The 11,904-nt window shown below is 67.1% G+C and carries 12 protein-coding genes; 7 read left to right on the forward strand and 5 right to left on the reverse strand.

What is annotated here, in order from left to right; genetic code table 11:
- Positions 1–18 precede the first annotated feature (18 nt).
- Together SPDO_RS10285 and SPDO_RS10290 are read left to right on the forward strand one after the other, a co-directional pair.
- Positions 19–600, forward strand: coding sequence for an LOG family protein (locus tag SPDO_RS10285; protein ID WP_088367371.1), 582 nt, complete (start codon positions 19–21; stop codon positions 598–600).
- Complete coding sequence (locus SPDO_RS10290) at positions 597–1,535, forward strand: phytoene/squalene synthase family protein (RefSeq protein WP_088367372.1); 939 nt, start codon at positions 597–599, stop codon at positions 1,533–1,535. Before SPDO_RS10285 ends, SPDO_RS10290 begins: the two co-directional genes overlap by 4 nt.
- 306 nt (positions 1,536–1,841) lie before the next feature.
- Here SPDO_RS10290 and thrS read toward each other — a convergent pair whose 3' ends face one another.
- A complete protein-coding gene (gene thrS / locus SPDO_RS10295) occupies positions 1,842–3,845 on the reverse strand; it encodes a threonine--tRNA ligase (RefSeq protein ID WP_088367507.1) in 2,004 nt (667 codons plus the stop codon).
- Between the two features lie 382 nt (positions 3,846–4,227).
- Positions 4,228–4,584 carry a glycine zipper 2TM domain-containing protein gene (locus SPDO_RS10300; RefSeq protein WP_088367373.1) on the reverse strand — a complete coding sequence of 119 codons (357 nt, stop codon included), beginning with the start codon at positions 4,582–4,584 and terminating at the stop codon, positions 4,228–4,230.
- Positions 4,585–4,701: 117 nt separating this feature from the next.
- On the opposite strand from SPDO_RS10300, the gene SPDO_RS10305 reads away from it, so the two are divergent.
- Complete coding sequence (locus tag SPDO_RS10305; RefSeq protein ID WP_088367374.1) at positions 4,702–5,679, forward strand: esterase-like activity of phytase family protein; 978 nt, start codon at positions 4,702–4,704, stop codon at positions 5,677–5,679.
- An 86-nt stretch (positions 5,680–5,765) separates the two neighbouring features.
- Here the strand turns inward: SPDO_RS10305 and rpmB are convergent, their stop codons facing one another.
- On the reverse strand, positions 5,766–6,071 hold the full coding sequence (gene rpmB, locus SPDO_RS10310) for a 50S ribosomal protein L28 (RefSeq protein WP_088367375.1): 306 nt from the start codon (positions 6,069–6,071) through the stop codon (positions 5,766–5,768).
- Positions 6,072–6,212: 141 nt separating this feature from the next.
- Here rpmB and SPDO_RS10315 point away from each other — a divergent pair, with 141 nt between their 5' ends.
- Positions 6,213–6,452 (forward strand): hypothetical protein, encoded by a 240-nt coding sequence (locus SPDO_RS10315; RefSeq protein WP_088367376.1) that lies wholly within the window; start codon positions 6,213–6,215, stop codon positions 6,450–6,452.
- A gap of 74 nt (positions 6,453–6,526) precedes the next feature.
- The gene (locus SPDO_RS10320; RefSeq protein WP_088367508.1) at positions 6,527–6,955 is read left to right on the forward strand and encodes a nucleoside deaminase; all 429 of its coding nucleotides are present in this window, start codon (positions 6,527–6,529) and stop codon (positions 6,953–6,955) included.
- Positions 6,956–7,033: 78 nt separating this feature from the next.
- Here SPDO_RS10320 and SPDO_RS10325 read toward each other — a convergent pair whose 3' ends face one another.
- Complete coding sequence (locus tag SPDO_RS10325; protein ID WP_425441947.1) at positions 7,034–7,720, reverse strand: YiaD family glycine zipper/OmpA-like lipoprotein; 687 nt, start codon at positions 7,718–7,720, stop codon at positions 7,034–7,036.
- Positions 7,721–7,850: 130 nt separating this feature from the next.
- Here SPDO_RS10325 and SPDO_RS10330 point away from each other — a divergent pair, with 130 nt between their 5' ends.
- Entirely contained in the window at positions 7,851–9,146 is a 1,296-nt protein-coding gene (locus tag SPDO_RS10330) for a hemolysin family protein (protein ID WP_088367377.1), read from the forward strand.
- A 68-nt stretch (positions 9,147–9,214) separates the two neighbouring features.
- Here the strand turns inward: SPDO_RS10330 and lgt are convergent, their stop codons facing one another.
- The gene (gene lgt, locus SPDO_RS10335; RefSeq protein WP_088367378.1) at positions 9,215–10,090 is read right to left on the reverse strand and encodes a prolipoprotein diacylglyceryl transferase; all 876 of its coding nucleotides are present in this window, start codon (positions 10,088–10,090) and stop codon (positions 9,215–9,217) included.
- A gap of 80 nt (positions 10,091–10,170) precedes the next feature.
- Between lgt and SPDO_RS10340 the strand changes: the two genes are divergently transcribed.
- Positions 10,171–11,877: a class I adenylate-forming enzyme family protein gene (locus SPDO_RS10340; protein ID WP_169716255.1), complete on the forward strand. Its 1,707-nt coding sequence runs from the start codon at positions 10,171–10,173 to the stop codon at positions 11,875–11,877.
- The last annotated feature ends 27 nt before the right edge of the window (positions 11,878–11,904 follow it).

Below are 11,904 nucleotides of genomic sequence, written 5' to 3' on the forward strand. Positions count from 1 at the left end.
TGATGGGGAGAGCGAGAAGTGAAGCGACTGGCGGTTTATTGCGGCTCGGCGACGCCGAGCGATCCGCTGTACATGGAGACCGGCCGCGCCGTTGGGCGCAGCCTTGCCGAGCGTGGCATCGGCGTCGTCTATGGCGGCGGGCGGCTCGGGCTGATGGGAGCCGTCGCGGACGGGGCGCTGGCCGCGGGCGGCGAGGTGATCGGGATCATTCCCCAGGCGCTGGTCGATGCCGAGGTGGCGCATCGCGGGTTGACCGAGCTTCACGTCGTCGACGGCATGCACGATCGCAAGCGCGCCTTCACCGACCTGTCGGACGGCTTCGTCACCATTCCCGGCGGCACGGGCACGATGGACGAATTGTGGGAAGCACTGAGCTGGGCGCAGCTCGGCTATCATGCCGATCCGGTCGGGTTGCTCAACATCGCGGGCTATTACGACCATCTGATCGCCTTCTGGGAGAAGATGGGTGAGGTGGGCTTCCTTCGGCCGCAGCACCGCGACCTGCTGATCGTGGCGGACACGATGGACGCGCTGATCGAGCGGATGGCGAACCATGTGCCGACCCAGCCGATCGTGCGGATGAACGCGGCCGACCTGTGACGCCGGCCAGCGCCGAGCGCGCCGCTCTGGTCGCCGCCGCCCGCGATTCCATCGCGCGCGGGTCGAAGAGCTTCGCGCTGGCCAGCCGGCTGTTCGATCGGGCGACGCGCGAGCGGGCATGGCTGCTTTATGCCTGGTGCCGCGCGTGCGACGACATCGTCGACGGGCAGGACCATGGGCATGGCATGCGGGCGGTGGCGGATGCCGAGGCGCGCGTGGCGGTGATCGGTGAGAAGACGGCCGCGGCGCTCGCCGGGCAGGTTGTCGGCGACATGCCGTTCGACGCACTGCGCGTCGTGGCGGCGGAGACGGGGCTGCCGGCGCGGTTCGCGCACGATCTGGTCACCGGGTTCCGGCTCGACGCGGAGGATTGGCGACCGCGCAGCGAGAACGACCTGTACCGTTATTGCTACCATGTCGCCGGCGCCGTTGGCTGCATGATGGCGGTTGTGATGGGGGTCGATCCGGCGGACGAGGAGACGCTGGACCGCGCCTGCGATCTCGGCATGGCGTTTCAGCTCGCCAATATCGCGCGCGATATCGAGGAGGATGATCGGGTCGGCCGCTGCTACCTGCCGGTCGAATGGCTGGTCGAGATGGATATTCCGCCCGGGCAGCACATGAAGCCGCCGTTTCGCGACCGGTTGGTGGTGCTGTCGCGGCGGCTGGCCGCGCGCGCGGCGCTGCACGAGGCGAGCGCGCGGGTTGGCGCGGGTAGGCTGCCGGGGCGGGCGCGTTGGGCCGTGCTGTCGGCTGCGGGCATCTATGGGGACATTGCGCGGGAAGTCGCGGCGCGGGGCAATCATGCCTGGGATCATCGCGTGACGACGCCCAAGCGCGCGAAGCTGGCGTGGGTGGCGAAGGCGGCGGTCGCGGCGCGGCGCCCGGTGGCGGATGCGCCGCGCGATCCGGTGCTGTGGACGCGGCCGCGGTAAATGTCCTGGACCTTGGCTGAGGCCGGGGTCCCGTTACGACCGGGTCGATGTCGGGCCCCGGCCTTCGCCGGGGAACAATTGTTGTGGATCGGGCTGCGGCAGACCCGCTGTCACGCCGGAATTGTCGTGGCGTCCGCCGTGGCGGGTATCCTACAGCTGCTGCGTTTGCGGGCCGGTGGACCCCGGGGCAGGCCCGGGGTGACGAAGTGAATTACCGTTCGCCTTGAGCTTGTCGAAGCGCGTGTCTCAAGCGCTGGTGCTGCTTGGCACGTGCTTCGACAGGCTCAGGCACGAACGGAGGAAGCGTTACGCCAGATCGGGCGCCTTCGCCTCTTCCACCAGCCGCGCAATGATCTCGTCCAGCTTGACGATTTCCTGACCCTGCGAGCCCAGGCGGCGGACGGCGACGGTGCCTTCCTCCGCCTCGCGTTTGCCGACCACCAGCATGGCGGGGACCTTGGCGAGGCTGTGCTCGCGCACCTTGTAGTTGATCTTCTCGTTACGCAGATCGGTTTCGACGCGCAGGCCCGCGGCGGCGAGCTTGGCGCGCACCTCCTCGGCATAATCGTCGGCGTCCGACACGATCGTCGCGACCACCGCCTGCACCGGCGACAGCCACAGCGGGAAGCGACCGGCGTGATGCTCGATCAGGATGCCGAGGAAGCGTTCGAACGTGCCGAGAATCGCGCGGTGGAGCATGACCGGACGGTGGCGCTCGCCATCCTCACCGATGTAGCTGGCGTCGAGGCGGTCGGGCAACACGCGGTCCGACTGGATCGTGCCGACCTGCCATGTGCGGCCGATCGCGTCGGTCAGGTGGAATTCGAGCTTGGGCGCGTAGAAGGCGCCTTCGCCCTCCAGCTCCTCGAACCCGTCCTTGATCGTCTGCGGGAGGTTCGACGCCATCACGGCGCGGCGCAGCTCGTCCTCCGACTTGTCCCACATCGCATCGTCCCCGAAGCGCTTCTCGGGGCGCAACGCGAGCTTCACCGCATAATCGGTGAAGCCCAGGTCGCGGTACACGCTGTCGAGCAGGTCGATGAACTTGGCGACTTCATCGACCAGCTGGTCCTCGCGCACGAAGATATGCGCGTCGTCCTGCGTGAACTGGCGCACGCGCATGATGCCGTGGAGCGCGCCGTGCGGTTCGTTGCGGTGGCAGCAGCCGAATTCGGCCATACGGATGGGGAGGTCGCGGTACGACTTGATCCCCTGACGGAAGATCAGGACGTGCGCCGGGCAGTTCATCGGCTTCAGCGCCATCCAATCGGCGTCGTCCGACACCAGCGCGCCCTCATCCTCGATGTTGGGCACCTCGTCGGGAATGACGAACATGTTTTCGCGATACTTGCCCCAGTGGCCGGATTTCTCCCACTGGCGCGCGTCCATCACCTGCGGCGTCTTGACCTCATCATAGCCCGCCGCGTCGAGCCGGCGGCGCATGTACGCCTCCAGCTGGCGCCAGATCATATAGCCCTTGGGGTGCCAGAAGACGCTGCCGTGCGCCTCGGCCTGGAGGTGGAACAGGTCCATTTCCTGCCCGATCTTGCGGTGGTCGCGCTTGGCGGCCTCCTCGAGCATGGTGAGGTGCGCGTCGAGCTGCTTCTTGTTCAGCCAGCCGGTGCCGTAGATGCGGCTGAGCATCGCGTTCTTCTGGTCGCCGCGCCAGTATGCGCCCGACACGCGCGTCAGCTTGAACGCCTGCGGATCGAGCTTGCCCGTCGAGGCCAGATGGGGCCCGCGGCACATGTCGAGCCAGGCGTCCTCACCCTTGCCGGCGCGATAGACCGTCAGTTCCTCGCCCTCGGGAAGCTCCGCGGCCCATTCGGCCTTGAAGGTCTCGCCCTGCTTCGTCCAGCGGTCGATCAGGTCGGCACGCGACCAGACTTCGCGGATCAGCGGCTCGTCCGCTGCGATGATCTCGCGCATCTTTGCCTCGATCGCGGGCAGATCCTCCTCGGTGAAGGGGCCGCGATCCGCCGGGGCGGCAAAATCGTAATAAAAGCCGTCGTCCGTTGCCGGACCGAAGGTGATCTGCGTGCCGGGGAACAGCGCCTGCACCGCCTCGGCAAGAACGTGCGCGTAGTCGTGCCGCGCAAGCTCGAGCGCGTCGGCCTCGTCGCGGTTCGTCACCAGCGCGAGATGCGAGCTGCCCTCGAACGGGCGGTTGATGTCGCGCAGTTCGCCGTCGACGCGCGCGGCGATCGCCGCCTTGGCGAGGCCGGGGCCGATCGCGGCGGCGATGTCAGCGGGCGTCGAACCCGGCGGTACCTCGCGTACCGAGCCGTCCGGAAGCGTGATCGAGAGCATGTTCATGGTCGGTTTCCTGCAATGCGACTGCGCTTAGGCGAGCGGACCCGCGACGAAAAGAGCGTCCGGAGGTCTGGCAGGAACGAAGTGGAGGACGCCGGCCCACCCGTTCCCGGGCGAGCAAGCCGTCAGCGCCTCAGCGCGTGACCGACCGCCCCCGGATGCCCGGGGTAGTCGTAGTGGTCGTGGCACGGTTGCGTGGCATCACCGACGATGTAGCGCCGGGCGGTGGCCGGAACAACCTTTCCCGGCGAACCGCCCACAAAACAACGGGCCCGCCTCCTTTCGGAAGCGAGCCCGCGCCCTCATACGCTACGCGAGGGATACGCAGACCCCCCGCAAGGGGCCATCTCGTCGGCGGGGGATCCCGCCGGCCGCTGGATCAGCGGCAATAGCGTGGGTTGTTCGACTTCTCGATCGCGTTGCCGGCGACCGCGCCGCCGACACCGCCGAGCACCGTGCCGAGCGCACGATCACCGCGGCTGTCGATCACCCGGCCCAGCAGACCGCCGGCGATCGCACCGACGATGGTGCCGGTGGTGCCGTTGTTGCAGCGTTGGTTGCGGGAGTAGCGACGGTCGTTGCCGCGATAGCCGCGGGCGCCACGATAATTATCGTAGCCGCGATACTGGCGCTCATAGCGGTCGCCGTAGTAGCGCTGCGCCGATGCTTCTGCCGGGATCATGGCCACCGTGCTCATCGCGAGAGCGGCGCCGGCGAGCGAAAGCTTCTTGAACATGGTTGCGTCTCCCGTTCCAAATTCCGTCGGAGAGGGCGGATGCCGTCCCCATGACGATGCTTTTGGCCGATTCGCATTGAGCCAAGCCTGAATGTGCTCGTTATCCGCGGTTCAGGTATGAAGGCGTCGCGGCGCGCGGTGCGCTGGGCCTTGTCGGTGGCAGCGATCCTGCTGGTCGTGCCGCGCTACGCCGGCAACGAGCGGCTGCCGTTGATCGACGATGCACCGGGCGTAACGCTGACACGCTACGCGCCGCCGGGCGGGTGGCCGGCGCGGATCGGTCAGCTCGTGCCGATAGCGGGCTATACGTTGCACAGCCATGATCCGGCGTTTGGCGGTTTCTCGGCGATCGGCTGGCGCGGCGGGCGGGCCTATCTGATGTCGGACGGTGGCAATCTCGTCAGTTTCGCCCTGTTGGGCGATGCCGCTGTCGACGCGCGGGGGCATGTGCTGCCTGACGGGCCTGGTGTCGGCTGGGATCGCGCCGATCGCGACAGCGAATCGCTGGCGCTCGATACGGCGAGCGATGCTGCATGGGTCGGCTACGAGAATCAGAACGAGATCTGGCGGTACAGCCATGACTTTCGCCGGGTCGACCGGCGCAGCGCGCCGCCGGTGATGCGCAAGTGGGTGCGCAATCAGGGCGCGGAGGCGCTGGTAAGGCTGAGGAACGGCCGCTTTGTTGCCTTTGCCGAGCGCAAGCCGAGCCGCCAAGAGCGCTTTGCGGTGCTGTTTTCGGGCGATCCGACCGATCCGAAGACAACGGCGGCGCCGTTCCGCTTCATCCCGCCCGATCGCTACGATCCCAGCGACGCAGCGGTGCTGCCGGACGGCGACCTTCTGATTCTGACGCGCCGCTTCCGCTATCCCTTCAGCTTCAGCGCGAAGCTGGTGCGGGTGGCGTCGGCGGCGCTGAAGCCGCGGGCGAAGGTAACGGGCGAGGTGATTGCGACGCTCGCATCGCCGGTCATGGCGGAGAATTGCGAGGGGATCGCCGTAACGCAGGAAGGCGGGGCGACGATGATTTGGATCGTCACCGATAACGACGGAATGGCGGTGCGGCCGTCGTATCTGATGAAGTTCCGGCTGGACTGAGCGTCGTGGGTCGGGCCGAACGCACAAACAACGAAAGGCCCGTCACCCGAGGGTGACAGGCCATCGTCACGCGAACCGTCGCCCGATCAGGCGGCGGTTGCGGTGTCCGTCGACGCGCGCTTCTTCACCACGTCGCGCTTCAGGCGACGGGCGCGGAGCGACAACTTGTCGTCGCTGGTCTTCACCAGCCAGTTGTCGAGACCACCGTTGTGCTCCACCGAGCGCAGTCCGTGGGTCGAGACGCGCAGGCGCACGCTGCGCTCCAGCACGTCGGACATGAGCGTCACGTTCTGCAGATTCGGCAGAAAGGTACGCTTGGTCTTGTTGTTGGCGTGAGAAACGTTGTTTCCCACCTGCCGGCCCTTGCCGGTCAGCTCGCAGATGCGCGACATGGTTCGTGATCCTGAGTTTCGGGTTGGCCCGGAAAGTGGGCGCGGATAGCGCCGCTGTGTCGAATCGTCAAGCGGTGCGCGATGCAACTTACCTTTGGCACGGTTCGTTACGCTGTCAGCAAATAGACCGGAGATTCGATCATGCGCGCCCTTCTCATGCTTCTTGGCATTGCCGCGCTGGTGATCGTCGCCGGCATGGCCACCGGCTTCATTAACATCGATCAGACGCAGACGGCGCAGCTGCCGCGGCTTGAGGGCGGGCAGGCGCCGGCGTTCAAGGCGGACGTGGGCAAGATCGACCTTGGTACCGAGCGCAAGGTGATCGAGGTGCCGCGCGTCGCGGTGGAGAAGCCGGGTGAAGCGCCGGCGCAGCCGCAATAAAGCGCGCGATCGCCGCCTTCTGATCTCTGGAATCCCATCGTAAGGGAACGGAGATGTTTCCGCTCCCGCTTCCCATGCGCGCTGCGCTGGACGCCGCGCGCGCCGCGGCGGATGCGGGCGAGGTGCCTGTCGGCGCGGTGGTGATGCTGGGCGAGCGGATCGTGGCGACCGCCGCCAATGCGCCGCGCCGCCTGTGCGATCCGACCGCGCATGCCGAGATGCTCGCGATTCGCGAGGCGGCCAAGGCGCTGGGGCGTGATCGGCTGGAGCAATGCGACCTGTGGGTGACGCTGGAGCCGTGCGCGATGTGCGCCGGGGCGATCGCGCATGCGCGCATCCAGCGGGTCTATTATGGAGCGGCGGATCCCAAGGGCGGGGCGGTGGAGCACGGCCCGCGCTTCTTTACCCAGCCGACCTGCCATCATCGGCCAGAGCTGTACGGAGATATCGGCAGCGCCGAATCGGCGGCGCTGCTGCGCGATTTCTTCGAGCAGCGCCGATAGCCGCCTGACGCCTGGATACGAAAAGGCCGGCGAGTCGCCGCGGCATCGCGCCGCAGTGACCCGCCGGCCCCGTTTCGATCAGTTGCGGTAGCCGACTTCGCTTTCGGAGATCGGCACGATCTTGATCTCGACGCGGCGGTTGGCGGCGCGGCCGTCCTCCGTCTCGTTGCTGGCGATCGGCTGAGTTTCGCCGAACCCGCGGGTGCCGATACGCGCGCGCGTTACGCCGCGGGTGGAAAGGTAATCCGCCACCGCCGCCGCGCGCCGCTCCGACAGCCCCTGATTGTACGAATCGCTGCCGGTCGAATCGGTGTGGCCGTACACGTCCACATAGGTACGATTATATTCGCTCAGCACCTGCGCGACCTGATCGAGCGTGCGCTGGAACTGCGGCTGCACATTGGCCGAGTCATAGGCGAAGTTGATGCCGCTCGGGATGTTGAGCAGCAGATCGTCGCCCTGGCGCGTCACTTGCACGTCGGTGCCGGCGGTGCGGGCGCGCATGTCGCGCTCCTGCTTGTCCATGTAGGCGCCGATGCCGGCGCCGGCGATGCCGCCGATCCCTGCGCCGACGATCTTTTCCGTGCGATCGCGCCGGCCGCCGACCAGATCGCCCAGCAGATAGCCGCCCAGCGCGCCGCCGATGCCGCCGATCGCCGCCTTGGAAATGCGCTGCTGACCCGTTTCCGGATCGGTGGTGCAGCCAGCCGTGGCCATCAAGGCGCAGCCGGCAAGCGCGGCGGTGAACCCGTGCATCCGCTTCATTGTCTCTATTTCCTCCAAACTATGGACGTGAAACCCGCTGATTTGGAGGATTGTTCCGCATCCGTGCTGAACCTTGCGTGACGCGGGTGGTTGTCGGCGGCGAGAAATCCCGCCAAGAGAGCCGTTCACCATGCCACCGCCGTTCCCCTGGATCGACGTCCTCATCATTCTCACGCTGGTCGCCCTGAACGGCGTCTTTGCGATGAGCGAGCTTGCGATCGTTTCCGCGCGCAAGGCGCGGCTGGACGCGATGGTGCGATCCGGGCGTCGCGGCGCGCGCGCGGCGCAGGATCTGGCGGCCGATCCGGGCAAGTTCCTTTCCACCGTGCAGATCGGCATCACGCTGATCGGCATCATCAACGGCGCCTATTCGGGGGCGAGCCTGGGCACGCCCACGGCAGCACGGCTGGCGATGCTGGGCGTGCCGGGGCACCTTGCCGACACGTTGGGTGTGGCCATCGTCATCGGCCTGACGACCTATGCGTCGCTGATCATCGGCGAACTGGTGCCCAAGCAGATCGCGCTGCGCAATCCGGAGCCAGTGGCGGTGTGGATCGCGCTGCCGATGACATGGCTGGCCATCCTGACCAAGCCGCTCGTCTGGCTGCTCGATGCGTCGAGCGCGCTGATCTTCCGCTTGCTGCGGCTCAACCGCGAATCGGAGGAGCATGTCACCGCCGAGGAGCTGCACCTTATCGTGGCGGAGGCGAGCAAATCGGGGGTGATCGAGGAGCATGAACGCTCGATCATCTCGGGCGTGGTGCGCTTGGCGGATCGGCCGGTGCGCGAGGTGATGACGCCGCGTACCGAGGTCGACTGGCTCGACGCTGGGCTGGATGACGCGGCAATTCGCGAAAAGCTGCTTGCGACGCCGCATAGCCGGTTGCCAGTGGCGGAGGGGTCGATCGACGCGGTGATCGGCGTGGTGCAGGCGCGCGACGTCGCGGCTGCACTGGCACGGGGCGAGTTGCTCGATCTGCGCCAGCTGATCCGCAAGGCGCCGTTCGTGGTCGACCAGATCGACGCGATGGATGCGCTCGATGCGTTGCGCCGTGCCGAAGTGCCGATGGCGCTGATCCACGACGAATATGGCCATTTCGAGGGGATCGTGACGCCGGCCAACCTGCTGGCGGCGATCGCGGGGGCGTTTGCGTCTGATGCGGAGCCTGGCGAATCGCCTCACATCGTCGAGCGCGACGACGGGTCGTTGCTGGTAGCGGGCACGACCGCGGCCGATTCGCTTGCCGAGCGGCTGGGTATCGAGCTGCCCGAGGATCGCGACTATGCAACAGTCGCCGGGCTGGCGCTGTCGGTGTTCCGTCACCTGCCCGGCGAGGGCGAAAGCTTCGTCGAGCAGGGCTGGCGGTTCGAGGTGGTCGACCTCGATGGGCGGCGGATCGACAAGCTCTTGGTCAGCGCGGCCTAAAAACCATCGCCAGCTTCAGCGTGGTGGCGCGCCGCACCGGCTCGTCACCGGTGCAGCGCCGCAGCCGATCAGGCGACGCTGGCGCCGCCCGCGATCGGCTCTACCCGCTCGCGCCGTCGCGGTGCGGTGGCGACCAGGTACAGGCCGCCCGCGATCATCGGCAGGCATAGCAGCTGCCCCATGTGGATGGTGGTGGCGAAGAACGTGCCGGCGAATTGCGAATCCGGCTCGCGAAAGAACTCCACGAAGAAGCGCGCGAGGCCGTAGCCGGTCAGGAAGATGCCGACGAGCTTGCCGGGCTGATAGCGCGCATCGGTACGCCAGAAGAAGAACCACAGGATGGCGAACAGCGCGATACCCTCAAGCCCCGCCTCGTACAGCTGGCTCGGGTGCCGCGCCGGCTCGGGAAAGCCGCTGGGTACGGTGCGCGAGAAGACGATCGCCCACGGCACGTCGGCAGGCTTTCCCCACAATTCGCCGTTCACGAAATTGGCGAGGCGGCCGAAGAAGAGCCCGAACGGCACCACGCAGGCGACATAATCGTGGATGCGCAGCCAGTTGAGCCCGCTTTTGCGCGCAAAGAAGATGATGGCGAGGCTGGTGCCGATCACGCCGCCGTGAAAGCTCATGCCGCCATCCCACAAGCGCAGGATGCGCAAGGGATGCAGGATCATGTCTGGCGCGTAGAACAGGACATAGCCGATCCGGCCGCCCAGGATGATGCCGAGCGTTGCGTAGAACACCAGATCGTCGGCATGGCGGCGCGCCATCGGGGCGCCCGGCTGGTCCAGCAGCTTCAGTAGGTACCACCAGCCGATGACGATGCCGGCGATATAGGCGAGGCTGTACCAGCGCAGCGTGAAGAAGCCGATCGAGAAGACGTCGGGGTGCAGCCCCAGGTCCTCGAAGCGAATATGGCTGGTGGCGGCCGCGGCGGCAATCATTTGAGGCAGTATCAAGGCTTTTCCCTCTGGCGTCGCGCCTGCATAAGGGCGCGCAAGACCAGGACCAAGTGGAGAGACGCATGAAGAGCGAACTTGACCTCAAAATGGACGCGACCATGGCCGCGTTGACGGGTGAGGGCGGGCCGCTTGCACTCGGGTCGACAGAGCGGTTCGGCCGGACGCTGCCGATGATCACCGGCGCACCGCCGACATTGCCGGCCTATTTCGCGCATTACTCGCAGCAGCATGCGGCCACCGAATTCCTGATCGCCGGCGACGAGCGGCTGACCTATGCCGATGTGTATGGCCGCGCGCAGAAGGTCGCGGCCGCGCTGGTCAGCGGGCATGGCGTCGCCAAGGGCGACCGGGTCGGCATTGCGGCGCGCAACTCCACGTCGTGGATCGTCCTGTACATGGGCATCCTGATGGCCGGCGGCGTCGCGACGCTGCTGAACGGCTGGTGGCAGTCCGAGGAATTGCAGGCGGGCATCGAGGATGTCGGCTGCACGCTGGTTTTCGCCGATCCGCCGCGGTGTCAGCGCATCGCTGACCTGGGGCTCGCCGCCACGGTGGTCGAGTTCGACGACCTGCAGCCGATCGACACCGCGCTGGCCCCGATCATCGCCAAGGGGGACACGGCCGCGGCGCTGCCGACCGTCGGGCCGGACGACCATGCGACCATTTTGTTCACCTCCGGCTCGACCGGCCAGTCGAAGGGCGCGTTGTCGACCCATCGGCAGGTGACGCAGGGCGTGTTCAACTATCTCGGCTCCGCGCTGATGATGCTGGCGATCGGGGCGCAGGACGGCACGCCGGCCAGCCCGCTGCAGCCCTCCACCCTGCTTAACCTGCCGCTGTTCCACGTGACGGCCGAGGTGCCCGTGTTCCTCCAGTCGTTCGCGATCGGGCGCAAGCTGGTGCTGATGCCCAAGTGGAACGCCGAAGAGGCGATGCGGCTGATGGACCAGGAGAAGATCACCTATTTCGTCGGCGTGCCGCTGATGAGCTTCGAGATCCTCAATCACCCCAATCGCCATAAATACGATCTGTCGAGCGTCGCGGACTTCGCGGCCGGCGGCGCGCCGCGCCCGGTGGATCACGTCAACCGGATCGAGAAGGAATTGGAGGGCAAGCCGCTGATCGGCTATGGCCTGACCGAGACGAACGGCGTCGGCACGGGCAATTGGCGCACCAATTACCTGGCCAAGCCGAACTCGGCCGGGCGCCCGTCGATGCCGCTGGTCGACCTTGCCATCCTCGACGATGCCGGTGCGCCGGTCGCGCAGGGTGAGCGCGGCGAAGTGGCGATCCGATCGGTCGCATGCTTCCAGGAATATTGGGGCAAGCCGGACGCGACCGCCGCCGCCTATACCGCCGACGGCTATTTCCGCACCGGCGACATCGGCTATCTCGACGAGGACGGCTATCTCTTCATCGTCGACCGCAAGAAGGACATCATCATCCGCGGCGGCGAGAATATCAGCTGCCAGGAGGTGGAGGACGCGCTGTACCTGCACCCCGATGTCGCCGAAGCGGCGGTGTTCGGGCTGGCGGACGAGAAATACGGCGAGGTGCCGGGCGCGGTGGTGCATCTGTCGAAGCCCGGCGCCGTGTCGGTCGATGAGCTGTGCGCCTTCCTCGGGGAGCATATCGCCGCCTTCAAGGTGCCGCAGCGGATCTGGCTGGCCGACGAAGCGCTGCCGCGGCTGGGGACGGAGAAGATCGACAAGGTGACGCTGCGCACCAAATATCGCGCGCTGGCGGCGCGTGAGGCTGCGGCGGCGTGAGTCAGTGACGGCACCCCGGCGTTGCGC

The organism is Sphingomonas dokdonensis, from assembly GCF_002197685.1.
In the GTDB taxonomy this organism is placed as follows: Bacteria; Pseudomonadota; Alphaproteobacteria; order Sphingomonadales; family Sphingomonadaceae; genus Sphingomonas; species Sphingomonas dokdonensis.

What these genes read in the sequence shown, in the direction of transcription:
- lgt (WP_088367378.1), bottom strand. Translation starts at nt 10,090, where the DNA reads ATGATTGCCGCCGCGGCCGCCACCAGCCATATTCGCTTCGAGGACCTG.
- SPDO_RS10300 (WP_088367373.1), bottom strand. Translation starts at nt 4,584, where the DNA reads ATGTTCAAGAAGCTTTCGCTCGCCGGCGCCGCTCTCGCGATGAGCACG.
- SPDO_RS10340 (WP_169716255.1), top strand. Translation starts at nt 10,171, where the DNA reads ATGAAGAGCGAACTTGACCTCAAAATGGACGCGACCATGGCCGCGTTG.
- rpmB (WP_088367375.1), bottom strand. Translation starts at nt 6,071, where the DNA reads ATGTCGCGCATCTGCGAGCTGACCGGCAAGGGCCGGCAGGTGGGAAAC.
- SPDO_RS10315 (WP_088367376.1), top strand. Translation starts at nt 6,213, where the DNA reads ATGCGCGCCCTTCTCATGCTTCTTGGCATTGCCGCGCTGGTGATCGTC.
- SPDO_RS10325 (WP_425441947.1), bottom strand. Translation starts at nt 7,720, where the DNA reads ATGAAGCGGATGCACGGGTTCACCGCCGCGCTTGCCGGCTGCGCCTTG.
- thrS (WP_088367507.1), bottom strand. Translation starts at nt 3,845, where the DNA reads ATGCTCTCGATCACGCTTCCGGACGGCTCGGTACGCGAGGTACCGCCG.
- SPDO_RS10330 (WP_088367377.1), top strand. Translation starts at nt 7,851, where the DNA reads ATGCCACCGCCGTTCCCCTGGATCGACGTCCTCATCATTCTCACGCTG.
- SPDO_RS10320 (WP_088367508.1), top strand. Translation starts at nt 6,527, where the DNA reads ATGCGCGCTGCGCTGGACGCCGCGCGCGCCGCGGCGGATGCGGGCGAG.
- SPDO_RS10305 (WP_088367374.1), top strand. Translation starts at nt 4,702, where the DNA reads ATGAAGGCGTCGCGGCGCGCGGTGCGCTGGGCCTTGTCGGTGGCAGCG.